At 61.8% G+C, this 24,985-nt stretch carries 21 protein-coding genes; 3 read left to right on the plus strand and 18 right to left on the minus strand.

Annotated elements, in window-relative coordinates:
• Positions 1-249 precede the first annotated feature (249 nt).
• Positions 250-1,296 carry a type VI secretion system-associated FHA domain protein TagH gene (gene tagH, locus AC0L24_RS30565; protein ID WP_473564705.1) on the minus strand — a complete coding sequence of 349 codons (1,047 nt, stop codon included), beginning with the start codon at positions 1,294-1,296 and terminating at the stop codon, positions 250-252.
• A gap of 240 nt (positions 1,297-1,536) precedes the next feature.
• On the opposite strand from tagH (AC0L24_RS30565), the gene AC0L24_RS30570 reads away from it, so the two are divergent.
• The 3 genes from AC0L24_RS30570 to AC0L24_RS30580 are packed head-to-tail and all read left to right on the plus strand — an operon-like array spanning position 1,537 to position 4,659.
• Positions 1,537-3,864: a type VI secretion system Vgr family protein gene (locus AC0L24_RS30570; protein ID WP_473564706.1), complete on the plus strand. Its 2,328-nt coding sequence runs from the start codon at positions 1,537-1,539 to the stop codon at positions 3,862-3,864.
• Between the two features lie 10 nt (positions 3,865-3,874).
• Positions 3,875-4,297, plus strand: coding sequence for a DUF6484 domain-containing protein (locus AC0L24_RS30575; RefSeq protein ID WP_127318109.1), 423 nt, complete (start codon positions 3,875-3,877; stop codon positions 4,295-4,297).
• Positions 4,294-4,659: a hypothetical protein gene (locus AC0L24_RS30580; RefSeq protein ID WP_292658784.1), complete on the plus strand. Its 366-nt coding sequence runs from the start codon at positions 4,294-4,296 to the stop codon at positions 4,657-4,659. The genes AC0L24_RS30575 and AC0L24_RS30580 overlap by 4 nt, the downstream gene beginning before the upstream one ends.
• On the opposite strand, the gene AC0L24_RS30585 is transcribed toward AC0L24_RS30580, so the two are convergent.
• Genes AC0L24_RS30585 through tssA form a run of 17 tightly spaced genes read right to left on the minus strand, consistent with a single transcriptional unit; the run spans position 4,650 to position 24,715 of the window.
• Positions 4,650-5,672 carry a beta propeller repeat protein gene (locus AC0L24_RS30585; protein WP_473564707.1) on the minus strand — a complete coding sequence of 341 codons (1,023 nt, stop codon included), beginning with the start codon at positions 5,670-5,672 and terminating at the stop codon, positions 4,650-4,652. The two genes, AC0L24_RS30580 and AC0L24_RS30585, sit on opposite strands and share 10 nt — an antisense overlap.
• The gene (locus AC0L24_RS30590; protein ID WP_027035528.1) at positions 5,573-6,520 is read right to left on the minus strand and encodes a DUF4150 domain-containing protein; all 948 of its coding nucleotides are present in this window, start codon (positions 6,518-6,520) and stop codon (positions 5,573-5,575) included. Before AC0L24_RS30590 ends, AC0L24_RS30585 begins: the two co-directional genes overlap by 100 nt.
• Positions 6,520-7,542, minus strand: a complete 1,023-nt coding sequence (locus AC0L24_RS30595) for a 3-oxoacyl-ACP synthase (protein WP_292658759.1) — start codon at positions 7,540-7,542, stop codon at positions 6,520-6,522. Before AC0L24_RS30595 ends, AC0L24_RS30590 begins: the two co-directional genes overlap by 1 nt.
• Positions 7,539-8,642 carry a DUF2169 family type VI secretion system accessory protein gene (locus AC0L24_RS30600; RefSeq protein ID WP_473564708.1) on the minus strand — a complete coding sequence of 368 codons (1,104 nt, stop codon included), beginning with the start codon at positions 8,640-8,642 and terminating at the stop codon, positions 7,539-7,541. Before AC0L24_RS30600 ends, AC0L24_RS30595 begins: the two co-directional genes overlap by 4 nt.
• Entirely contained in the window at positions 8,642-9,169 is a 528-nt protein-coding gene (tagF, locus tag AC0L24_RS30605) for a type VI secretion system-associated protein TagF (RefSeq protein ID WP_473564709.1), read from the minus strand. Before tagF ends, AC0L24_RS30600 begins: the two co-directional genes overlap by 1 nt.
• Entirely contained in the window at positions 9,166-12,702 is a 3,537-nt protein-coding gene (tssM, locus tag AC0L24_RS30610) for a type VI secretion system membrane subunit TssM (RefSeq protein WP_473564710.1), read from the minus strand. Before tssM ends, tagF begins: the two co-directional genes overlap by 4 nt.
• Before the next feature lies 1 nt (position 12,703).
• A complete protein-coding gene (icmH, locus tag AC0L24_RS30615; RefSeq protein WP_473564711.1) occupies positions 12,704-14,026 on the minus strand; it encodes a type IVB secretion system protein IcmH/DotU in 1,323 nt (440 codons plus the stop codon).
• 4 nt (positions 14,027-14,030) lie between these two features.
• Entirely contained in the window at positions 14,031-15,365 is a 1,335-nt protein-coding gene (gene tssK / locus AC0L24_RS30620) for a type VI secretion system baseplate subunit TssK (RefSeq protein ID WP_292658778.1), read from the minus strand.
• A gap of 39 nt (positions 15,366-15,404) precedes the next feature.
• Positions 15,405-15,857: a type VI secretion system lipoprotein TssJ gene (tssJ, locus tag AC0L24_RS30625; protein ID WP_023809147.1), complete on the minus strand. Its 453-nt coding sequence runs from the start codon at positions 15,855-15,857 to the stop codon at positions 15,405-15,407.
• A 3-nt stretch (positions 15,858-15,860) separates the two neighbouring features.
• Positions 15,861-17,333, minus strand: a complete 1,473-nt coding sequence (tagH, locus tag AC0L24_RS30630; protein ID WP_473564712.1) for a type VI secretion system-associated FHA domain protein TagH — start codon at positions 17,331-17,333, stop codon at positions 15,861-15,863.
• Positions 17,330-18,397, minus strand: a complete 1,068-nt coding sequence (gene tssG / locus AC0L24_RS30635; RefSeq protein WP_473564713.1) for a type VI secretion system baseplate subunit TssG — start codon at positions 18,395-18,397, stop codon at positions 17,330-17,332. Before tssG ends, tagH (AC0L24_RS30630) begins: the two co-directional genes overlap by 4 nt.
• Entirely contained in the window at positions 18,361-20,235 is a 1,875-nt protein-coding gene (gene tssF / locus AC0L24_RS30640) for a type VI secretion system baseplate subunit TssF (RefSeq protein ID WP_473564714.1), read from the minus strand. Before tssF ends, tssG begins: the two co-directional genes overlap by 37 nt.
• Position 20,236: 1 nt before the next feature.
• Positions 20,237-20,992 carry a type VI secretion system baseplate subunit TssE gene (gene tssE, locus AC0L24_RS30645; protein WP_473564730.1) on the minus strand — a complete coding sequence of 252 codons (756 nt, stop codon included), beginning with the start codon at positions 20,990-20,992 and terminating at the stop codon, positions 20,237-20,239.
• The gene (locus AC0L24_RS30650) at positions 20,979-21,440 is read right to left on the minus strand and encodes an Hcp family type VI secretion system effector (protein ID WP_027035516.1); all 462 of its coding nucleotides are present in this window, start codon (positions 21,438-21,440) and stop codon (positions 20,979-20,981) included. Before AC0L24_RS30650 ends, tssE begins: the two co-directional genes overlap by 14 nt.
• A gap of 47 nt (positions 21,441-21,487) precedes the next feature.
• Positions 21,488-22,993 carry a type VI secretion system contractile sheath large subunit gene (gene tssC, locus AC0L24_RS30655; protein WP_473564715.1) on the minus strand — a complete coding sequence of 502 codons (1,506 nt, stop codon included), beginning with the start codon at positions 22,991-22,993 and terminating at the stop codon, positions 21,488-21,490.
• Positions 22,994-22,996: 3 nt separating this feature from the next.
• Positions 22,997-23,536, minus strand: a complete 540-nt coding sequence (tssB, locus tag AC0L24_RS30660; protein WP_128287451.1) for a type VI secretion system contractile sheath small subunit — start codon at positions 23,534-23,536, stop codon at positions 22,997-22,999.
• A 6-nt stretch (positions 23,537-23,542) separates the two neighbouring features.
• Entirely contained in the window at positions 23,543-24,715 is a 1,173-nt protein-coding gene (tssA, locus tag AC0L24_RS30665; RefSeq protein ID WP_128287452.1) for a type VI secretion system protein TssA, read from the minus strand.
• Between the last annotated feature and the right edge of the window lie 270 nt (positions 24,716-24,985).

Consider the following 24,985-nt stretch of genomic DNA (forward strand, 5'->3'; position numbering starts at 1 on the left):
CGGTTTCTCGTCAGGTGAAGGAAACGCAACCCCTGCCGACTCTGACAGTGTCCGGAGGAAGGTAGGCTATATCTTACTATCCCGCCGAAAGATGACATTTGCCGCAGACCCCCAGGTCGATCAGCCTTAGCCGCTTAGCGAATTGTCGTATGCGATCGTAATCTCACAAACTCTCGATTGGAACCGGATGCCGCGCACCAAAGAGGTTTTCTTCGTCGACTTCAGCCTCGCATCCCCCTTTGGGCCTGTCTATTTCTGCTTGTCGGCCTTGGCATAGGCCTCGCTGAAATAGGCCAGGAATATGTCCAGCATGCCGTTCTCGTGGGCTTCCTCCATGGTTCGCCAGGTCGCGACAAAAGCGTCCCAGGCCTGGCTTTTCTTCGACGAGAACGATGTCGGGGGGAGTTTCTTTCCGATCGCCTCGGGCGACAGATCGTCGAGCAGCCGCGACAGCGCAGCTTGCATGGCGGCATAGGTGGCGAATTCGTGCGTCTTGAGATCGCGGAATGCATCTTCGATGCTGCGCCTGGCATCCAGATAGCCGGCCCTGCGGCGGGCGAACATGATTTCGAGGATGTCGTCGGTTCCCGGGACGAACTTCAGGGGGTTGTTGTCGGCGGCGCTAATCATCGTCCGTTGTGTGCTCTTGGCCAGTATTTTCGCGGACGCGCGCGCTTTCAAAAGCATGGTCAGTTCCTCGACCACAGTCCGCAGGACCGTGCCGATTTCGGCGGCAACTTCATGCGGATCGCGCGATTGAAGCAATTCCGGCGAGATGCCGGCCGCGATCGCGATTTCCCGCAGCACTTCGTCTCTGGTCGAGGGGAGAGGCGGTTGCGACGAGAACGCCGGAGCCGGAACCCGCTGCCCGGACTGTTGCTCCGAAGGAGTGAAGAACGGCTCGGCGGCGAATTCGAGCGGCCGGCCTGTCGCGGCCGGCATTTCTCGTTGTGTCGAACTGATATGGCCTGTCGTGGCGCGCTCGTCGTCGATCGATACGAAGATGACATAGCGGCCGATCAGCACCCGGTCGCCATGGCTCAGCCGATGCGGGCCGGTCATGCGCTGGCTCGAACCGTTGATGTAGGTTCCGTTGCGCGAGACATCGTGCAGCCAGAAAGCGCCTGCCTCGTAGCGAACCTCGCAATGCCGGCCGGAGATGAACTTGTCGGGGTCCGGCAAGGTCCAATCACAAGCCTCGCGTCCGATTTCGAAGCCGCGATCACGCGCCGCGTAACTGGTCGAGATGCCCGCAGGCAAGGCGTCGACATTGTTGATTTGCAGACTGATATACATCGAGGATCGCCGTCGAACGCTGATCGATACTCCACATTCTAGCAGTTTGCACATCCAACAGGACAGCGGCGTTTCGAGCCAATGCATCGGCAGGGTAAGGTTTTTCCGCTGTGCATCTCTTTGGTCGGCCGGACAACATGTGGTAGGCTCAACATAGCCTGGTGCGGCGGGCCAAAAAGTTCCTGGATGCGGGAACTTCAAACCCACTGCCGGCGGCCGCGTCCAGGAGGGGCACGACCCATGCCGAACGAACGTGCCACGGTTGTGCAAACACCGGTTGGCGCCGAGCTGTTGACCTTCACGCATCTTGTCGGTCGCGATGAGATCAGCCGTTGTTTGGCCTATACGGTAGGGTTCGTTAGCCCCAGCCCCGATATCGATCCGCTGAAGATGCTGGGGGGGGTCGTTTCGGTGGAAGGCGAATCCGATCCGAAACGTTGGTTCAGCGGCCTTGTGTCCGAGTTTCGCCTGACCCGCATAGAAGACCGGCTGGCCTACTACGAAGCGGTCGTCAGGCCGTGGCTCTGGTTCCTCGGCAACACCACCGATTGCCGTATTTTCCAGAACAAGAGCGTCGTCGACATCGTCAAGGACGTCTTTAAGAAATACAGCACGGCGGAGTTCGATCTGCGTCTGCAGGGTTCCTACCCTCCGCGCGAATACTGCGTGCAATATGACGAGACCGATCTGGATTTCGTCCAGCGGCTGCTCGAGCATGAAGGCATCCTGTATTTTTTCGAGCATGACGAGGGCAAACACACGCTTGTCCTGACCGATGCGATGAGCAAGCTGAAGCCGGCGCCGGGCTACGAGAAAGTACCTTATCATTTTGAAGGGCAGGGCTCCCGGCGCGATGTCGAATACATCACCGAATGGATACCTGGCAGTTCGGTGCGTCCGGGCGCCTATGCCCACACCGACTATGATTTCAAGAAGCCGGGCGCCGACCTTATGGCCAAGTCGGCCCAGCCTTTCAGTCACAAGCTGGCCGCCGGCGAAAACTACCGCCAGCCCGGCGCGCATCTCGAAGTCGGTCGGGGCGACAACCTGGCCGCGATCCGACGCGAGGAAATCCAGGCCGTCCACCAGCGTATCGCCGCGGTCGGCACCGTGCGCGGCCTGTTTTCGGGCTGTACGTTTAAGCTCGATGGCTTTCCGCGCGAGGACCAGAACCAGGAGTATCTGGTGGTCAGCGCCGAATACAGGCTGTTCGATCCGGGATACAGAAGCCATGCCGACGTCGACAGCGAGAACTTCAAGGTGATCCTGGGCGTGGCGCCGACCGCCTTGCCCTATCGTCCGCCACGGATCACGCCCCGACCGATCATGCGTGGGCCGCAGACGGCGACCGTGGTCGGTCCGTCAGGCCAGGAAATATTCACCGACAAATACGCCAGGGTGAAGGTGCAATTCCACTGGGATCGCCTGGGCAAGAAGGACGAGAACAGCTCCTGTTTCGTGCGGGTCTCACAGACCTGGGCCGGCAGCGGCTGGGGCTTCATCCAGATACCGCGCATCGGCCAGGAGGTGATCGTCGACTTTATCGAAGGCGACCCTGACCTGCCGATCATCACCGGCCGGGTCTATAATGCCTCGCAGATGCCGCCCTATGGCCTGCCGGCGAGTGCCACGCAATCCGGCTGGAAGTCGGACTCCTCGCTCGGCGGCGGCGGCTACAACGAGCTGATGTTCGAGGACAAGGCCGGCTCCGAGCTGGTCAATTTCCAGGCGCAGAAGGATCACCACCTTCTGATCAAGCATGACCGAACCAAGCTGGTGCAGCACGATCAGTCGGACCGCATCGACCACGACGCCAAGCATTCCGTCGGCCACAACCTCGACGAGGACGTCGGCAACAACAAGACGGTCAAGGTCGGCGTCGACCAGACCACCGATATCGGCAACAACGACACCGAGACGGTGGGCGTCAATCGCTCGCTTACGGTGGGGTCGAACGAGACGATCAATATCGGGTCGAACTCGACGGAGACGATCGGGTCCAATCACACGCAGACCGTCGCGATCGTCCAGACCATTACGGTCGGCGCCGCCCGTGTCGACAGCGTCGGAGCATCCGAGACCAGGACCGTGGGTGGCCCGCAGGCCAATACAATCGGCGCGACACGGTCGGTTACGGTGGGTGCGGCGCAGAGCCATAGCATTGGTGCCGACGACAACTGGTCGGTGGGCGCGAACCAGAGCGTGCAGGTGGCGGCGGATCAAAGTTTCAAGGTCGGCGGAGCCCATTCCTCGCAGATCGGCAATGGGCGAAACGCCAAAATCGCCGAGGACGACGCGACCAATGTCGGCGGCGCGCGCTCCCTGAAGATAGCCAAGGGAAGCCTTGTCGAGATTGGCGAGGACGGTGCCATCAAGATCGGCAAAGATTTGTTGATCGAGGCTGGCGACTCCATCGTGATCAAGTGTGGCTCGGCCGCGATTTCGATGAAGAAGGACGGCACCATCAATATTGAAGGCAAGGACATTTCCGTCAAAGGCTCGGGCAAGATCAACGTGAAGGCTTCAAGCGACATCACGATGAAAGGTTCGGAGATCAAGCAGAATTGAGGGCGGCTGGATGACCAAGACTCGGAAGCGGATCGAAGGGGTGATAATCGGAGTTTTTCTCGGCTTCGATGACGAAGCACCGCTCGTCGTATTCCCGGGCAATACAAGGGAGACCGCGGTAAGAGCCCGAAGCCTGGCCGAAATGAGTTCGGATATGATCGGCTCCGAGGTCGCGCTCCTGTTTGAAGACGGAGATGTTGGTCGACCACTGATTGTGGGGCGCATTGTAGAGCCAAGCCGCAAGCCGCGGGCGCAAGTCAAACGCGACGGCGAACAGGTAAGGATAGTGGGTGAAGAACGAATAGAATTACGCTGTGGCAAGGCCACGATCATCATGGAAAAAGACGGCCATATCATCATCCGCGGCACATACGTTACGAGCCACGCAAGCGCCACCAACCGTATCCGTGGCGGCTCGGTGAACCTGAACTGATGGCAGCGCCGATCTTGCGCGAGATCGTCCGCCAGCATGCCGAAATGGCGGCGTTTCTATGGACGATCTATGACCATCACCTGCTCCACCCCGAGGAAAATCCGGAGATGGACGAAGTGCGTGTTGCCCGCTTGATTGAAAGGTTGGAGGCTCATCTGGACGGTTTGCGGGTAGCCGGAGATCAAGGTCGAAAAATTGCGCAGGAGCGCTTTGAGGAGTTCTCGGAAGCGGGTGAACTCTTCGTGTTACGGATGCTGGCCGCACCAAAACCGATCCAGATTGTGGATCTGGACCTTCCCAAAGTTAGAGAATATCTGGCGGTGACCCTGAAACAGAACCGATGGCCCCCATCCTATCGGTAGTTGTTGATGTCGACCGTTCGAAGGAAGATATTGCCGTCATAGCCCATTTCGAAACCGGACCAGTCAGTGCCGTCGAACAGAAAGAATTCGTGCCAGCCTGCAACAACAAGAAATTCCTCGGTCGCGTTCATGGTAAAACCTTGTTCCGTTTCGAGCAGAGGCACGAGTTCGCGTCCCTTCTGCACCGAAACGCCGTAGCTCATGTCCGACCAGTAGCGTTTGCCGCGGAACTCGCAGATATCGTAATAGTCGACCTCGTCGGCCTTCAACGCAATCAGCTGGCTGTCACGCAATTCGTAGGCTGCCCCGTTCGCCCCGCCGAGATAGACCTCACCCTGAGGTCCGGCCAGGACGGTATTGAAATTCTCCTCGACGCCCACATCGATACGATTCCAGCGCCGTCCGTCGAGTCTCAGCAGAAGCCCGCGGTCGCCGGCGCAATAGACCGGACTTCCGTCACGACCGTGGATATCGTTGAGCACGGCTTCGTCGAAGGTCTCCAACTGCCCCCATTGGCCCCGCTCACGCAGATAGCTTACGCCAAGATCTCCGATCGCAAAGATCCGGTCGCGCGATGGGGCCCACAGGCGCGTCAGTGCGCCTTCGGGCAGTTCCGTGCGTGATGCCGAACCAGGCGGAAGGTCGTGGATGATCCCTCCAAGCTCAAGCGCAACATGGTCTTGCGGCCCAAAACTGACATGGGACCGGATCGCGTCCTCGATCTGAAGCCGTGCATTGAAACGAATGGTCGCCCCAAGCTCAATTTCCAGGAGATAGGACCGGCTGAATTCGTCATCGGGATCGCTCAGTTCGAAACTGGCGCTGAAGCGATTGCCGCCGTGATGATATCCGTCCACGGCCTGGACATCGATTTCCTCTGGGTCAAAGTCGGCGATCGTTTCGGGCTCACGCATCACTTCTTCCTTATCGGTTTTGCCAGTATCTGGGCGGGGGTCGGTTTCGGGGCTCTGGCGCAATCGATGAGGTAGTCGATGAGCACGAGCTTCAGGCATTCGAGCGCGTCGTCCTTCTCCTTTTTGGTGCAGCTCTGAAGCTTCTCGTGATGGTCGCCGACAGCCTGCTGCACCTCCTTGATCGCATCGCCTAAGGTCGGACTGCGCTTCTTCTTCAGGAAATCGCGGACTTTCTTTGTCTTTTTGTTGTGCGGCGAGCCGCGTTTCGACCCAGAACCGGATTTGCGGTATCCGGTCTTGGTTTTCTTGTAGGACTCCATGCAAATGCAGGGCGCGGTGTTGACGTCGTAATTTCCCCAGCCGGAATAGTTATCGCCGCCGCGACTCCTCTGGAACATCTGATTTTCAAAGCAGTGCTCGGATTCCGTCGGGTGCGCACAATCGGAATCCTTGTGTTGATGCACATATATACCCACGTTATTTAGAATCGTTGCACAGTCCTGCCCACTGACAGTTATGGCGGCCGTGTGCGGCCATGTAACCGTATTGCCAGTCGGCGATGCATGGTTGTTTGTGGCAAGATCTGTCATACGTATGACAGGCTCGCCATCAAACTTCACATCGTTAGACCATGAGTTGAAATACCCCTTTCCCGTATTTTTCGATGTGATGACACCTTTCTTTGCGGCACAGCCAGCCTCCGTCCCAGACGTTCTGGACAGGTCGGATTTGTTCTTGATGTTGACGGTCTTGCCGCCGATCTTGACGGTGCCGGTCCCTTGCTCTGTGTCGCTGCCCAATCCGAAACTAGGGTAGGGGATGGGCACGCCGGGCGGCGTTGCGGGGTTTTCCGGAGGTGTAAAGCAAACATCCGGGAATGCGGCGATGGTCTGGGCGTTCACGGCTTTGCCGGAAATTTCCAGGCCGTTGGCAAACACCCCGCCCATTACGCGGCCCTCGATGCCACGATAGCTGCGCCGCAGGCGCCGGCATCGTTCGATGCCTCGATCAAAACCGGATTTCCGGCAGCGTAGCCCTTGCGTGCCGCGGTGAAAGCCATGCCAAGCATGAGTGGCACCACGGCAGCTCCGACATTGCCGAGGGACTCGCCTGGCGACCAGATGTCTTGAAACTGATGCCTTCCTCGCAGTAAGCGCAGGCTGGCAAGAGCGCTTTGCTTGAACCAGTACTGTTCTCCTACGAGGTCAGCGATCCGGTACCCGAGCCGGTTCATTTCGATACCGGTTTCTTCGAATGCCGCGCGATAAGCAGCCGTCATGCCGTCACCGCGCAAAGGCAAATCTTCAGTGTTGTAGATCGATGCATTTTCGCGAGAGAGCCCAAGCCCAAATAGCCGAAGACCGCCCTGTCGACCCTGGGTGCAAATGATCGCCGCCGCCGCCTCCCCAGGTATGAACCCGTTCGGATTTTGCGGCGTAAGGAGACGATTGCAGGAGATATAGTGCGTGACTGTCTGGCTTTTCAGATAACTATCGACGCCGGCAATCATCACAAAGGGCACCTCGCCTGATGCCAGCAACCGGCGAGCATGTTCCAATGCGACAACGCCTGCAGGTCGTCCGTGCGCTATTATTCTGGAGCGTGCATGCGGTTCGACCTCAACAATTTCTGCAACGCTCCTAAGCAAAGCGGAATTGTCGCTGACAGGCCGGCCGGGCCGCTCTTCCTCGGGAAGGCATAAGATCAGTGCCGTTTGGCCGCGTGCTTCCGGCACGCTTTCGAACGCTTCGCAAATAGCACCAGCCGCCAGATGCGCCATGCGCCTGTCACCAATCCAATTGCGCGGTAACGCGATTGGCGCACCGGTTAGCCACTCGCCGGCGGAGCCCCGAAGTCGCGTTTGCTGGAAACCGTCGAGTCTTGCACGCATTGCCGCGCAAGCTGACGGCGCGTCGAGGCCGACAGCCGTAACCATGCCTATCGAGACGATGTCGAGTTGCGCACTCATGCGTCTTCATTCTCTCGTGCGGGCGTGATGTGGCCAACACAAACATATTGTTTTCCCTTGAGCCTCGCTCTCAGCATGGCCGGCGTTGGCGGACCTACCCAGCACTCCGAGAAATCGAGGATCGTCTTGTGAATGCGCTGCGAGAGGCGCCAGACGAGCGAGAAGCGGCGTCTTTCTGGGTCGAGCAGAACGGTGTCTGGAAATATGTCGGCCTCATAGGCCTTTTGCCTGCCTTTGAACAACGTCATCGGCAATGCTGCCGACGGTAGGCGAAAGCTCACTCGCCCTTCGGGAGCCAGGTTCACAAGCACCACCTCTTCGCCGCCTCGCGGATTGTCGATCTGCTGGTCAGGCGGCGCCATCTGGAAATAGCGCTCGTCGAAATCCGGCGGCAGGAACGGAAAGATGTTCTTGGCCCAATTGTCGTCGTAAGTGCCGCCATACTCGATCCGGCCCGGCCATCCGCGGCCCATCGGGCCAAAGCTCATCGGTTTGTAATCACCGAAGGGAGAGCGGATGTCTTCGTCGACAGCTTGCGTGTTCGGTAGCCGCAGCCCGGGTACGAGGCGCTGGTTCCTGGTTCGGGACCAGCCGGTTCCGACCGGGTTGTATTTGTAGCTAGCGGGAAGCTTGTCCTCCGGGTCCAACCTGTCGACGCCGCCCCAGGCAACGTCGTAGGAAATGGGCAGTTTCAGGAAGGGTTGCGGCGATGTGGCGGTAAAAACCGGCCCGATCGAGCGCCATTCGCGGTGGCCGACAACCTCGAACAGTTTTGACCAATTACCAACCTTGATGCCGACCGGCACGCGCTCTGCCGGGCGCCCGCCCGGCGCATAGGCGCAGCCATTGGCGATCACGTCGCAGCGTGGTTTGCGGAAGGCGAAGTCGGTCTCCCAGAGCGTGGCCGAGTAGCCGGCCACGCCGGTCTGTGTGTCGGCCATCACCAGGGGCACCTGTTCCGCTGATTTTCGCACCAGTCCGCCCGGCTCGGCGGGGAAGTCGAACGTGCCTTTGGCGACCACGACAATCCACTCATGGCCGGCCTTGTCCATGCCCATGGTGAATTGGTGCGGATACCCCATCTGGTTCAAGATCCGCATCAGTTGGTCTCCCAGCTGGCGGCGAGAATCTGCTCCAGCGTCGCTTGCGGCGATTGCGGATCGATGTCGAAAATGTCCGAACGGGCGGTCCACATCACCATACCGCTGATGACCTCGTCGTCGGCCTCGACAGGAGGCACCGGCAGTCCGCTCAATACTGTATCCAGTTCGTCCGGCGTCAGCTCGCCGTGCTGGGCGGCGATGGCCGCTTCTTCGATCTCGGCAAACCACGCCTCGGCGTCAGCCAGCCGAACCGGGGCTTCAGCAAGCTGCGCGACGACGCTCAAAGGGAATTGCCTGCCGACCCTGTCGGCGCTCTGCACAATGATGCCCGCCGATGCGCCGAAGCAAGCCGGGCCAGCCAGGAAGCGCAGCGCGGTTGTGCTCGGCCAAAATTCCGAGCCGAACAGCGGGACGAGATGCTGCGCCAGCCAACGGTCCCAGCCGCGAACAAAGTCGCCCGGCAGCCGCCGTGTCACGAAATCTCCGGTGGCGGGCATTTTGCCGTAAAAGCCAGGCAGCTTCATATCTGCGGCGGACATGAGAATTTCTTGAACATTTGCAGGTTGTAGGGATTTTCGACGCTGGCGGCCTTGAGCTCGAAATCGGCGTACATACCTTTCGTCCCCAGGCGCAGGCTGTAGACATCGGACAGCGAGGTGCCGGTGAATCGGCCGCTGCGCAGCATCCTCAGCCACGCCCAGCTGCCGGTCTCGTTGAGCATGATTTCGGGCGAACCATCGATGGGCTGGAAGGCGAGCGAGATGACCCCGGTGCCGTCCTTGCCGGGCCAGGTCATCGGTTGCGGCCGCGTCGCGTTGTTGAAGTAGACGAGGGTCTGGCCATCGAGATTGAGCGTTACGCGCGTGACGTTCGGAGACAGGTCCTTGGGTTCCAGCGTGAAGCTCATCACCGGTCCTGTACCGCCGGGAAAGAGATCGTCGCGTATCCGCCTGGCCTGCTCGAAAGCCGCCAGCGCCGAAGGGTCGAGGCCGAAATCGGCACGCCATTTCCACGGCTGGCTGGCGGTGTCGACATAGCTGATCAAATGGTCGTTGGTGAACGCGTCGATCAGGCCCGCCGGTCCGAACAGGCGGGCGAAGTCGCGGACATTGACGTCCACCGCGCTTTCGGGACTGAACGGATAGCGGTCGTTGAGCGCCGCCTGGCAGAAGGGCAGGATGTCGGCGCGCCAGATGGCGTTGAGCTCCGAGGTGACCGCCTTTTGCGTCAACCCGCTGGTGTCGCCGGCGACACCGCCGAGCCAGTCGTCGACCGGGTCGGGCAGGATTTGCGCTTGCCTTGCGACCGCCCCCGTCAGTTCGGCGAGGCCGCCTTGCTTCTTGATGGCATCCTGGGGATCGGGATTGGCCGTGACCGTCTGCAAAACGTTGGACAGCGCCGTCAGAGCCACCACCGCGGCGTCGAGTGCTGGCGGCTGGCCGTCGACCTCGGCAATAGCACCTTTGAGCGGCTTGAAGTGTTCGGCCACCAGGTTGCCGGTAAGATCCACCTCGTCAGCTGAGCCCGCGCGTGGAAGCAGCTTTGCCCCCGTTTTGACGATCTTGCCGAGCTTGCCGAGTTTGCCGAGCAGTTTCGAGCCGCCCTTGGCCGCCGCCTTGTCGTCGGCCGGCGCTTCATCGGACCGGGTAAGCTCGGTCTCCTGAACGACCGCCGTGAGCAGGCGTTTCAGCGCTGAATCGGCGCTGGAAAGATCCTTCAGATTCTCACTGGCGACATTGAGGTCGCTCAACGGCGCCAGCGTCATATCGCGCAGGAAGCTGTCCCACTGTGCGATATAGTCGTCGTAGTAGAGCTTCAGGATGTCCTCGGACAGCGCCGACACGGACGTTTCGGAGTTCTCGGAGCAGCCCCCGGCGAAGACCGCCCGATCCAGCGCCGCTTGTGCTGCCACGTCCTCGATCCGGTCGAGAACGGCGTCATGGAAGCCTGCATAGGTGAATGCTCCCGAAATGCCGACGCGAAGCGTCTTGTCGGAGCGACGCGCAAAAACCTTGGCGCCGTTGGGACCGGCGAAATTCGCCGGGATCCATTCTTTGAGCCCGGCCACTACCGGATCGGCCAGCAATTGCTTGTAGGCACGCGCCGGCAACGAAATCGTGCATACCGTTTTCAGCGCTTCGGCAACCAGCGCCTGGTCGGGCTCGATATAGCTTTCGTCGACCGTCATCCGGCGGATGGCCGCAAGCTGATGCTCTTCGGCATCGGCGGTTGGAAATGGTGCTGCGGCCGCGAATTCGGGAAGGCTGTTGACCCACCAGTTCTGGGTGTAGTCGGGATCCATCTGCGACAGACCCGTCATCATACGATAGGTCTTGAGAGCGCCGAGCATGAAATCCGGATCGCGGATCTGCCGCCACATGGTAGCCTCGAGAAGGGCCACCATGTGCGGCTCAAGCACGTTGCGCAAGGCGTGATCGTAGGTGTCGGTCTGAGCCCGCACCAGCTCCGCCGAGGCCGATGGCCCCAGCAGATCCTGGACAGCGGCCGGCGGTGCTGTCCGGGCATTTGAGACCGCGTCCATTGCCTCGAGCGCGCCGTCGATGGCAGGCTGCTGCACCGATGCCGGGTTTGCGGCAGCCGAGGTCAACGGCGTCTGCAGCGCTTCGAACTGGCTTGCCTGGGCCGAGATCGCATTGCGGTTGTCGTAGTAAGACCAGGCAAACACCGCACTGGCCAGCAAGCCCGCTGTGGCACAGGCAGCCGCCGCGCCCCGCCAGATCCAGGCGCGGCGGCGTAGCGCCAGCGGGTCGAACGTACCCAGGCCTGCTTCCTTGAAGATGACTTCGGTGAGCAGGTTCTTCAGGAAGAAGCTGCGTTTCTCGACCCTTGGTGCGGGCAGGACCCGCCGTGGCGGAAGACCGAAAGACGACGACAGCGCCGCGGTCAGTCGGTCGATAGGCGCCCCTTCCTGAGTCGCCGATGTCAGGTAGAGGCCGCGCAGCCATGCAGCCTCTTCATACCGGCTTTCGCCGAACATCGCCTCGACCAGCACCTGGATCGGTTCGGACAGGCTTGCGAGTTGGGCAGGAAACCGGAAGATCTCTGCACGGGCGGCGAGTTTTTCCTCATCCTCCAGGCGCGGCACCAGCCGCCGCTCGAGTTCCGTCGCCAGCGTCGAAATTTCGCGTTCGATGGTCTTGGCATCCACGCGCGCATCCAGCGCGAAGGTCGTTCCCCACACCTGCTCGCGCGAGGCGGTGGACAGACCGCCGAAGAAGGCTTCGAAACCCTTGATCAGATCGGCCTTGGTCAGCATCAGATAGACCGGAAGGCGGATTTCGAGCCGGTCGTTGAGCTCGGCCAACCGGCGGCGGATCTTGCGGCCGTGCGCCTTGATGGCTTCGTCGCCCTCCGAAAGCACGTCGATCGAAAGCGCCACGATGACGCCGTTGAGCGCGCGGCGGCCGCGATGCTTCTTCAAAAGGTCGAGGAAGCCCAGCCATTCCGCCGCGTCCACATCGGGCTGGCTCTCCTGCTGCACATAGCGGCCGGCAGTGTCGATCAGAACCGCGTTTTCGGAAAAGAACCAGTCGCAGTTGCGGGTGCCGCCGACCCCTTGCAGGTCGTCGGTGAGGTCGATCGGAAAATTCAGTCCGGACTGCCGCAGAGCCGTGGTCTTGCCGGTGGCCGGCGGCCCGACGATCACATACCACGGCATGTCGCGCAGAAACTTGCGGCCGCCCAGCTTGCGGCGCTTCAGTTCGGCCATCACCTCGGCGAACTTGGCACCCACGGCGGCGACGTTCTCTTCGCCGGGGCTCAGCGGCTTTTCCACCGCAGGGGCGGCAATCTCAGCGACGAACAGGCGGTTGGCGCGGATCGCCCGGCGCTGGGCGACGATCAGCCAGATCAGCCAGAAGATGACCAGCAGCGCGATGATGACGATGCGCACATTTTCAGAGGCAAACGGTTCGTAGGCACCGACCCTGACGATCGGACCGAACACCCAGATGACCAGGGAAAGCAGCGTGATGCCGATCAGCGTCCACAGCCAGCGCGATGTCAGAACCGCCCAGAGGAAGCGCAGGATGAACATCTCACAGCCTCTTTTCGACAAGCACCTCGGCGCGGCGGTTCAAGGCTCGCCCCTGGCGCGTGTTGTCGCTGGCCACTGGATCGGTGGCCGCGCGGCCCTCGGAATGGACGCGGTCCCGTGGCACTCCGTTCTGGACCAGCATGTCGGCAATCGTCTGGGCGCGAGCCTCGGACAGCCGCTGGTTGGTCGACAGCGGATTGGTCTTTTGCAGAGGAACGCCGTCCGTATGACCGATCACCGTGATGTTTCCGATCAGCTCCTGATTGGCGAGGATCACCTTGGCGATCGAACCGATCAGGGGCTCGAAACCTTCGGTCAGTTGTGGCCGCGACGACTGGAACAGTTCGGGGTTGGAGGCCTGGATGATCAGCTTGGCCAGCGAAACGCTCTCGGTGCCGCTGAGGGCGGATCTGAGGTCGGCCGGCGCTCCGGCCTGAAATTCCGGCAACAGCGCAAAATCCACCTTCTCCGGCGGCGGGGCATCGACCTTGGGCGACGTACGGCTGATGTCGCCGCGTGCAGGCGGCGGCAACGTGCGCACAAGTGCGGAAAGCTCGACCGCCTGGCTGCTCAGTCCCATCGAGAGTCCGATATGGATGGCAGTGGCAACAACCGCCGCACCGAGCGCCATAACCCAGATCGGAACGATGAAGCGCTGCGGTTCGTCGGATGCGATCACGCCCTGCCAGTTTGGTGACAGTGGCGCGCCTTCAGCGTCGGCATCGCGCAGGAAGCGTGCCGCCGCCACTCGTACGGCATTGAGTGATCGGTCGCCTGACCGCCCAGGCACGCGATATTTGCCGCGGAAGCCGAGCGCCATGCAGTCATATTGCAGTTCCAGCAATTCGCGATCACGGTTGGGATGGCGTTCCAGTTCGTCGAGACGCGTGAAGAACTGCGTGCCGGCATCGACGTCGCCGTGCAGCATGACCACGAGCGGCTGCCGCGGCCAGGCGCTGGCCCCGCCCCATGGCGTATTCAAAGCCAGATCGTCGAGCAACGCAGCCACGATCCAAGCTGCCTGGTCGGCCCTCTCCATCGAGGATCCCGTCGACATTGCCATGTCGCGTGCCCGAACCAGTTCTTCGAGCAATCGGGTGCGCAACGTTTCCGGATTCTCCGGCGGCAGCGCGCTTTCAAGCTCGGGAGCGAACTCGAGCAAGGGCGCGAATGCGTTGACAAGCGCGTTCGGGTGGGTGCGAGACCGCTTTACCACTGCGCCCGGCAAGAGCGGCGCCATCGGTCGTGGCGTTGGCGCCCCGGTCAGTCGTATGCGGGTGCGTTCGCGATCATCCGACAGTCCGAACGGATCATCGCGGCTCATGATCTCACCTATTCACCGAATAGCAGTCCACCTGCGGCTCGCTTGGCAACACGCCCGAAACGCCGATGACAAAGCCGGGAGCATCGAGCAGCGAGGCCCAATGCTCGCTTTTCTGGTCCAGCTCGAGGCACAGCCGATCGCCATCGTAGGGGATCTCGCGCGGCTGGGAATGAAGCGGTTTCAGCGGAATGCCGGGCAAACGCGATTTCCACAGGCCCTCGAACTGGTCGGCCGAGCCGACAGTCGCCTGATTGACGAAGATCTTGCGCAGCGCGTCCTCCGACAGCTCCGAGCCGACCCGGATGACGATCCGGCTGGCCACCAGCAGCTTCGGGTTGTCGATGCGGATTTTCCAGACATTGGTCGAATGCCGCATGACAGGCAGCGCACGCGATTTAGGCTCGATGTAACGCAGGCTGAGGATGAGCGAGCGCAGCGCATCCGCCAGCGCCGAATAGGCGGGGCCTGGCGCCATGTGATCGTAAGCGGGTAATTCGCCCAGGCGCCGCGCGCTCGATCCGTAGGTCGCCATCGAACCAGCGAGCCCGGCAAGTTCCAGGTAAAGCTCGGCCGGATGGAAGACATCCTGCGCCAGCATGTGGGCGAGCCGCGGACGCGCCGCATTGGCGAGATTGAGCATCAGCAGATCTTCGACGCTTCGCCCAGGCCCGCCCATGACCATCTTGCCATGCGCCTCGGCGATCTGGTCCAGGCCCGTGACAACCTCCAGAAGCAATTGCCGATACCAGGCCACCGCGCCGGTAACCAGTGTCGGCGGCAGGAAGGTCTCGTCCAGAGAGACGCCGCCATCGGCTCGAACCCCCTTGAGGTCGGCTATCGGCAAGGCTGTGTAGCCACCGACCGACTTGCCGGGTGCAAGCAGCAGCGCCTGCGGACGGGCGATCTCGATTTCTTCAGGATCTGAACCGCCCTGGACGGCGTCACGCACCGAGACGATCCGCCCGTGATACCGTGCTCCCGAGGCGGCTGCGTGTGCCGGATCGAAGCCGACACCTCCCGGAGGCTCCAGAGGCAAGGCCACCAGCACCGGCCCGGCGCCCGTGTCCGGGGTGACCGGCAATGGTCGCGGCGCGTCCATCATGTCTGGAATGGAGAAAGGTGTCCCGTCCGGAAAGATGCCCCGTGCGGACAGGATCGAGATTTGGCCGGCCTCCAGCAATGCCTGATCCAGCGTCAGCTGCTGGAAGCCGAACGTATGCAACTGCCCGGCCTGCAACGCGCCGCGCACCGTCGCCTCGAAAAAGCGATCCTGCTGCTGGAAATGCTGGGTCCGGAGAAACAGACCTTCGGACCACAGCACCCTGTTTGCATCGCTCATGCCGCTACTCTCTGCATCGAGCTCCCCTTGCCCTGGCCGCTAGGCGGAAATGCCGCCGCTGCCAAGCGAGACGTTGACCGTAAATTGTGATCCCGCCGACACTGACTTGGTCGTCCGCCAGTTCCGGCCGCCGGGCTCGCGGATCAGTGCAACAAAGCCCAGCGCCGTCGCGTCCGGCTCGACCGTGATGGTCTTGGACGCGGTCTTTCCCGGCCCGACGGCGATCTGGTCGGATCCGATGAGGTCGCCTGCGAGTGCCGAACCGGCATCCCCCTGCAAGGCAAAGTAGTCGGCGGAATTGAATTTGCCGGTGCTGCGCAGCCGCATGACGAGGACCGTCACCGGCCGGTCGCCGCCGCCCGGTCCCGGGTTCATACCGGCCCCGCCGGTCAGTTTGACGGTGATCACCGATGGTTTCGGCGGCCCGCTCTGGCAAGCCGTAAGCAGCCCGGTTGCGCCCAGGGCGACAATGAATTCGCGTCGATCGATCATGTCTCACTCCTCCTCATATGCATCCCGAAAATCAGCGCCGATTTCGCCCAGAAAGCTTTTTTCCGCGCTCTCGGCGATTTCACGGTGGCGTTTCTGGTAAAGCTCCCACAGCTTGGCGCTGCGCCCGCCCGAAAGCAGCGTGCCGATCGCGGAATTCGATTTCAGCTCTTCCTCGATCGCTGTCGGGTCAAAACGGTCAATCATCCGCCGCAAGGCGCCCTGTACGCCGCGCCAGGCGCGCACGTGATGTTGGGCGAGGTCGCGAACCGCGTCGGCGATTGCCGCTTCGCCGGCGAGAAATCCGGGGCTGCGCTCGGCGAGAAGCGTGACGATGGCGTCGTCGACCGTCGGCAGAAACTTGAGCGGATTGACTTCGGAAGCCCCAACCATGGTCTGGGCGACGCGAGCGTTTCCCTTTTCCTCGGACCGTTTGCGCAGAAGCTGCATCAGGCCTTCCATCATCAACCGATATTCGCGGCCAAACTTCTCCATTTCCGCAATGCTGTCGCGCTCGGGGAAATCGGCTTCCTCGACACCCATGCCATGCAGGAATGCGGAGCGGAGCGCCATGTCCCCCAGTTGCGGCGCTGCCGGCAGGCGGGCGGGTTTGGCAGCAGCACCTGCCCGCGCCGGAGGCGGGACGTCAGCCGCTTGCGCGGGCAAATCCCAGGGATTGGCGGATTGTGGTCGTTGGGCGATGCGCTCGCGCTGTCCGGCCGAGCCGGTGCCGTTTGCCGAACCGGGCGCCGCGGCCGATCCGAAACCAAAATCATCCTTGAAATCGCACGGCTTTCCATGAGCGGGTTCGGCTCCCCGGCTGGGAGACGGCACGGGGTCGAGGCCGAAGGGGTCCGCCTGGTTCGCCGCGCCGCCCGGTTCGCGGTAAGAGGCGGCATTTTTCGACACAGGCGTTGAAACCGGATCGAGGCTGAACGGGTCATCGAAACCAGGCGAACTGCGCTGGCCGGAGGTGGCACGCTCGAACGCGCCTGGAACCGGCCGTTCGAACGGGTCCGGCAAATCCGCCGGACGTGGCCGTCGCGGCTCTTCTTCGACCGTGGCGGAAAAGAAGTCGTCGTGGCCGATGCTCACCGGCGCCCGGGATGCCGGCGGCAGGCGTTCCGGAGCCGGCTGGCCGGCTGTGGGTGCTTGGGCGGTTGGCGTCTGCAGATCGACATAGACGACGTAGTCGCCCAGTCTTAGCCGCATACCGCTTTGAAGACGCGTCGACTTGCCGGCGCCGAGCGGGCTGTCAGAATCGTTTATGAACAATCCGCTGCTTGACGTATCGGTGACGAAATATCCATCTCGCCCACCCGAGATCCTGCAATGAGCTCGCGAAACGAACATGTCGGGATCGTCGATCTGCCAGCCTGCGTCCGCGCTGCGGCCGATCACCAGCTCGCCTTCGTCCAGCCGGGTGTGCCGTACGGCCTGGGTGCGTGGCCCTTGCTCCAGCGTCAGCAGCAGGCTCATGCCGCGACCCCCGCCATTTCCGGCTGCCATCCGACGATTGTGCGCAGCCGCAGATCGTCAGCATCGCCCCTTTCAACAGGCCGCGCAAGCCAGGCAGTTCGGCCGAGCTGTACCGCTCCGAGACGGGGCGGCGGCACGGCTTCCCGCGCAAGCACGATGCGCAGATCGACGTCGAGCGATTCCCCGACCATGTCGCGAACGGCTTGCTTGAACAGTTTGAACCGCTGGCCACCGGGCAGGAACGCCTTGAAGTCCTCGTACCCCAGCGGGCCGACACGGAGCTCGATTCGGCTTTGGCGGTTGAAAACGCGCGGGCCGATCGTCGCTCCTCGGCCAAGCCCTGCATAGGCTTTTGCAAGACGGGTCTGGAGCCCGGTTGGGATGGTTATCCAGGCGGCGATGAACTCCTTGATCTGAACCGGCACCTTGAACGCTTCCGCCAGGAACAGCGTCAGCCGTTCCGGGCCGTCGACCTGGCTTGCGAGCGAAGCCGCCTGGCGAAGCTTCACCGTATCGAGATCGGTGTTCTGGGTGCCCGGAAGTCCTATTCCCGCCATGGCTTCGAGCATGGCGCGAACGCGCCCGCCGACCGCGCGTTCGACCTGTACGGCCGGATGCGCATCCGCCCATGCCCGATAATACAGGGCGATCATGCGGTGCTGAAGAATGTTGACGAAGTCCACGAATGTCGTGTCGCTGGTTTGCTGGGCATCGGCGCCGGTGAACCAGCGCTGCGACAGACGATCGAGCACCCAGCGTGTCAGATGCAGCGGCAGCGGACCTTCGGGTCCCATCAGGCCGAGATTTGCGACGGTGACCCCGGCCGGAGCCTTGTCCTTCGCGTCGTGGAATTCAACCACGTCCCTGGCCGAAAAGCTAAGACGCACATGCTGGCCGAGCCTTGCAGGCTCGCGCTCTGGCGAGCCGGCATAGCCGAACAGCCCGCCCCTCCGTTCGAGTCGGCGCAACAGTTCGAAGAAGTCGAACGTCCCGGACAGCGCCTCGGCATGGTTCGGGTCGACTGTGTCTAGATCAGGTAGCGATTGCCGGGCGTCATCGGCCATGGCACATCCTCCTGCTTCTGCAGCAGCCGCGTACGGGTTCGCACGAAGCCGTTTATTCCGGCATGCCGGGCAAACAGCCGTGCCAGCAGGGCCGAAAGCAGCAATGTGCTTTGCCCTGCCAGGACCGACTGGTCGACATGCAATGTTACTTCCGTGCCACGTCCAAAGCACATCGGGCCGTCGATCTGCAGCCGTTCGATGACCGACCGCGAGTCGATGCGAACGATCGAATGCACGTTGCGGGCAAGGCTCGGATCTCCCCGGTCGGCGTAAAGATCAAGCAGCGCATGCAGCGGATCGACGCCGCGGCCTTCCTTGGCAAGGCTGAGAAAATTGAGCGCCAGTTGCGCCACCAGCCGCCAGGCGAGATTGTCGGCGCGCGATTCGCCCGCCGCGCCCGAAGGCAGCGCCGCGGGGATGGCCGGGCGAGGCGGACGCAACGCGCCGAGAAGCCGCACCGTTTCGACCGGGTCGCCGGCCTCCAGCGTCAAAGTGGGATTGTCATCGAGGATCGGCAGATCGCGGTTGGTGCAAAGCGCCACGATGTCGACACGCTTCAGCGACCGGTTCGCCTGGCTTTCCACCGGGCGTGAAATTGCCAGGAAAACATCGTCCCCTGCGTAGGAGGTGCGGGTCAGCCCGTCGCGCCGCTCGTCTTCCGTCGCGCGACGAGGACGCCGCTCGGTCGAGTAGACCCAGCCACTGCCACGATTCTGACCCAGGCTGAAGAGCTCCGGAATTTCGGCATCGCTGCCCCCGGTGTCGGCGTCCTCCACGCGGATGACCCGATAGATTTCGAAGTCACGCGCCCGCGTTCGGTCGGCATGCAGCACCTGGCGCGTCCTGCGCGGATCAAGCTCGATGACGTTGCACTCACGCTCGAAGAGATTGATGATCGGCGTTGCGAAAAGTTCGAAATCGGCCGGGGTCAAGTCAGCAAGCTCGGGCACTGGACGCCTGAACATGAAGATGATCTCGAGCCCGGCGGCGCATCGGCGCACGACGGGCTGCAGTCCAGAAACCCGCGCATAGTGAAAGCGCTCGGGCATCATGAAATATTCGCGCAGCAGACGGTACCCCTCGAATGTCGGACGGGTCCGAGGCATCAGGGCTTCGTCGTCGCTGATGCCGATCATTTCGGGTTCCGGCAAGGGCGATACGGGGTTGGTCTTGCCTTCCGCGCGTGCGCCAACGGCCGAACAAGCGCCGAAAATCGCGTCGAAAATCAAAGGTGCCTTGGTGCGCCCGGAAAAATAGAGATCAAGCTTGTCGAGCGACAATTCGTCGAGCCTGCCTTTTCCGGTTCGGGCCAGCACGATGCGGAGCGCCGCCTCGCCGGCCACACCGCCGATCGGCCCTATGCCGGCCGCCGCCAGCGCGCTGCGATCTTGAAAATAGCTTACCGAAGTCACCGCTATCGGCCACAGCGTGACGTCCTGGGCGGTGGTGAAGGTGCAGCGCGTCGAAAGGCCGGGCTGCAGGCCGGAGACCAGCCGGGTGTTGCGCTTGACGACATGGCCGGCAACCATCGTCTGGACCTGCTGGCCGGGTTTCAGCACCACCATAGCCGTTGCGGGCGCCGGCGTGACCAGATCGGGATAAAGGACATCCAGCACGCTGCGTGAAAACCGCGAGCGCTCGGCATCGACTTTCAGCCGGGTGCGCGCCGCGAGAAAAGCGACGCCGTCAAGCAACCGCTCGACATACGGATCCGGACACGGCACCGTGTCGAGCGAGAGATTGCGCGCCACCGCCGGATGCAGGTCGGCAAATTCCGCCGCCAGCGCACGGATATGGGTCAGTTCCTCCTCGTAATATTCTACAAAGACCCGATCCATCTCAGGCCTCCCTAAATTCGGTCCGCGCCAAGCCGTTGTCGAGATTGATCGTGGTGCGCAGGCGCATGCGTTCCGGCGTCGGCGTCATGATCAGCACCGCGTCAATCTCGATCTTCAAACCCACGCTCTTGTCGCCAAGCGTCACCGTGACCTTCGTCGTACTTTCCTTGAGGCGTGGCTCGAAGGTAGCAAGCACCGAGCGGATCTCGCGGGCGAGCGCCTCGCGATCAAAATCGCGGGAGGAACGGCCCGAAAAGGAGGGCACGCCGTAGTTGATCACGCTTCGGCGCACCTCCGGGAAATCGGCGAGCGACGGTGGGTTGTCCGCTGCCTGCTCGCTTTCGAGATCGGAAAGAAGCGGAACAGCCTCGAAACGCTCGGTGTTGAACAGGGCCTCGATATCGCGCCGCACGGCCTCCCGGAGCACGCGGGCCGACACGACCACGCCGCGGCTTTCCATCTCCACGCGACGCTGGATCTGAAAGGCCAGGCGGTGCAGGCGCCGCTTCTGATCGGCCGTCAGCTCCGCATCGGCATCGATGAGCCGCGCGCTGCCCGCAACCAGACCCTCCAGCCGGTCGGCGCCGAGTTCGTCCTGCAAGGCCTGGCGCAGCCCGTCTATCTCGGAGGTCATGCCCGGCAGGTCGTTTACGAGGCGGTCCCAGAGAGAGGGCTGGACTGCTTCGCGTTTTGCTCGCGAACCAGCGGTGACCTGCAGCTTGTCCGCGTCGGGCCGCCGGCCCTCACTTGCCGACATAGACATCCATTTCGATTTCGTCATTGCCGTCATAGACGAACTTGATCTTCTTGTAGGCGAAGCTGACCTCTTCCTCGATCAGGTCTTCCTCATCCTCCGCCTGCGACAGGTCGTATTCCATGATGGAGGCGTCGGTGAGGGTGACGACCAGGTAATCATTCGTCTCGCCATCGATGGTCCGGCGAGCCGAGAACACCACTTCGTCCAGCGCCTTGTTCTCGAACAGTGCCTTCTTCAGATAGGGCGAGGACTTGTCGTAGTGCTTGGTGAACTTGATCATTCCCAAGGAGACACGGCCGCGGCGCGAGAGCGAATTCGGATCGTATGGCGCGACTATCTTGTAATCGACCCCATGGATTTCGATTTCGTCCTCGTGGCCATCACGAACGCTTGGGCCTTTGATATCCGGAACTTTTAGAAAGCCATCAATCTTCGTACCTGTGGGCATTGTCTTTCTCCACCGCTTTCAAAAAACCAAGATGGTGTTGCTGCAATTCAAGTCTTCACGGACGGTAGTTCCGAGACCAGTCGGAGCGAGGCATTGATGCCCTCGAGCTGGTAATGCGGACGCAAATAGAAGCGGGCGTTGTAATAGCCCGGCCGCCCCTCAACGCTGTCAACCTGAACCTCGGCCGCGGCAAGCGGGCGCTTGGCGCGCGCCTTGTCGTCGGCGAAGGCCGGGTTGGCCAGCACATATCGGTTGATCCATTCGGTCAGCCAGATCTGCATGTCGGAGCGCTCTTTGAACGAGCCGACCTTGTCGCGCGCAATGGCCTTGAGGTAATGCGCAAAGCGCGAGACCGGGAAGAGATAGGGCAGGTTGGCACTCAGCCGCTCATTGGACTGCGCGTCGGGGTCGACCAGCCGCCCCGCCCGCGTCTCGTCGTCCTGCAGTGAGTGTGCGCCGATAAAGGCCGCGAGATCGGTGTTCTTTCGATGCAGGATCGGCATCAGGCCTAGCTTGGCCAGTTCCGCTTCGCGCCGGTCGTCGATGGCGACTTCGGTCGGACATTTCATCGCGATCGACCCGTCATCGGTCGGGAAGCTGTGCACCGGCAGGTTAAGCACCGTGCCGCCATTCTCGACGCCGCGGATCTGCGTGCCCCAGCCATAGAGCTTGTGGCTGCGGTTTATGTTCACGCCCATAGGGAAGGCGGCGTTCATCCAGACATATTTGTTGTGATCGCCCTGCACCTCTTCCTCGAAGGTGAAGCCCTTCACCGGAACGGTATCCGTGCCGTATGGCAGCCGCGCCAGAACACGCGGCATGGTCAGGCCGATATAGCGAGCGTCCTCGCTCTCGCGCAGCGACTGCCACGAGGCATAGGCCGGGTTGGAGACGATCTGCTGGAGATCTTGCGGGTTCGGCAATTCCTGCCAGCTGTCCATGCGGAACAGGCGCGGCGAGGCGGCTGCGATAAACGGCGTGTGTGCTGAAGCACAGATGCCGGAGATGTTACGCAACAAACCGACGTCGCGCGGGTGGTTCGAGAATTCGTAGGCGCCGATCACACAGCCGATCGGTTCGCCGCCAAGCATCGAATACTCGTCCGTATAGACTTTCTTGAAGATCGGGCTCTGATCCCACATCTGGCCTTCATAGTCTTCGAGCGTGTCGGCAAGTTGCTCCTTGGAGATGTTCATCACCCGGATCTTCAGCTTCTGATCCGTCTCGGTGTTGTTGATGAGATACCAGAGGCCGCGCCATGTGCCTTCCATCTCACGCACCTCGGGCGCGTGCAGGATCTCGTTGACCTGTGTCGTCAGCATCTTGTCGATGCCCGCGATCAGCGACTTGATCGACTTGATCGCATTGGAGGAGATGGTGGTGGTCTCGGAACGGGACTGCGCCGCGAGTGCGAGATTGCGCACGAGTTGCTGCAGTTTCTCGCTGTCGTCCTTCTTGACCTTGAAATCCTTCTCGAGAAGCCCGCTGAATTCTCCAAGATCTATGGCTTCCGCCTCGGCGGCGACGGCGGCGGTCTTTCGCTGTTCGGCCATGATTTACTCCCCAACCTTGTCGTCGTCGGCCAGCGCCTGGCTGGCGATCTTGCCAAGAAGTGGTTCGTTGTTCAGAAGTTGCGCGATGCGTTTTTCGGCGTCGACGCGGCCATCCATGAAGCCAAGCAGCTCCTCGAGCTGGCGCCGCATATTGAGGATCTCGGCCAGTTGCGGAACTTGCTCGGCAATCTTGTCCGGGGCGAAATCGCCCATTCTGGAAAATGTAAGGTCGAGCGCCAGTTCCTCGTCCCGCTCGGCGCCCTCAGCCTGAGGCAGCGTATTCTTCACGCGGGCTTTCACTCGTGGTCCGAGCGCCTCCATGAATTTGGGGAAGCGGTTCGCGTCGGTCTCGACAAAGGAACGGTCCAGCACTGACTTTGACGCTTCCTTGGTCTGCGAAGCACCGGAAAGGTCGGCCATCACGCCCATGACAAACGGCAATTCGATCGTCGTCGGGCTACCGTAGGTTTCCACGTCGTAGGCGATCTGCACCCGCGGTGCGCGATTTCGTTCGATGACCTTCGCTTTGCTTTCGGCTGGCATGTGCTGTTACCTTTCATCCTTCTGAGCCGTCTTCTTGACATCGGGAACGCCGGCAAGGAGCCGGAATTCCTTCAGCCCCGACGGGGCGAGATCTTCCATCAGTTCAACGAAATCCATGTGCACCATCCGGCGCACGCGCCGCGCTAGGTGCGGAATCGGGCTCGACGGTTCAGTGCGGTCATAAAAGGCGACGACGAGGTCGAGGCATTTCACCACGTCGTCGCGCGAGGAAATCCGGTCGGGAAGCCCCGTGCTCGAGTCCGCGTAGCTTGCCGCACTTGCCATAGTATCGGCTCCATGACCGTTTCGAGCAGGCGTTGCCGGTTCTGCCGGCGTGGGCGGCTTGGCCGCGCCATTCGCCAAGGCGCCGGCTGCCGAATTCCGTTCGAGAGTCGTCAGCAGACGCTGCAGAAACCGCTTCAATTCCGGAACAGGAGCGCCGCCGCCCTCGAGACGGGCGTTGAGAGCGGTCTCGACCGCATCAAGGGCTGCGATCGCTGCCCGGGCGTCGGCGACGAGCAAGACCATTTCTGCGTTGGCTTGATCCATCTGTGCCGCACATCCGGCACGCACCCGGTTCAACAATTGTCCGTGCGCACTGACCAGTGCGGCCTTTTCTGCCGCGTTCAATCCCGAGGCGGCTTCCTGGAGCATGACACGGTCGTCGAGCGCACACCTTTCCAGATCCTTGCCCCGGATCGGGCCGATCGCACGTGGCGCAAAGAACGTCATTTGCCGCAGGTTCGCCAACAACCCCTCCTGACCATTCTGGAGGTCGAGCAGCGCGTTGATACGGCGCAAGGCGGCATCGCGTGGCAAAGCGTTGGGCCGCAGTGCCGGATGCATTGTTTCCCAATGCTGATCGAAGGTCTGCGCAATAAGGGCCAGCCCCTGCGCGAGCCCGGCTAGTCCTTCTTCATTGGCCAGCGCGCGCGTGACGACGACGAGCAGGCGCAGGTCCCGGCCATGCGCACGCAATTCCTCCGCCTTGGCGAGCACCGCGGGCCAGTCGACCGGAATGGTGCTTTGCGAGGCGGGTTTGTTCTGGCCGTCGTGGACGACCTTGATCTCGGGTTCCGTCAGGCGCTCCAGCTCATGAAAAGCCGGGTCGTTGCGCAAATCCTCCCCTGACGGATTTTCACCGTCGAGCGGAGCAAGCCAGAGTGCGACATCAATCACACCAACCCCCAGCGATCGGCCCTCAAACCGTACGTGACCCTACGGTATCACACGGTTGCACTTTACCACAATTCAAGCACTGCTCAAAAAATTAACGAAAGCTGACCAAGCCGCGTCTTGGGTGCTGGAACCCTTGGCCAGAGTCCTGACCCTGTATGTGAAATGCATTACACCGAGGCGGACAATTGCGTGGTTGTTTGCATCTGATTGTGCGGCACTCTCCACAAGTGGAAGGGGCGCTGTTCATCGCGCTTTGTCAAGTGACGGCTT

The sequence above is a fragment of the Mesorhizobium sp. WSM4809 genome (assembly GCF_055811655.1).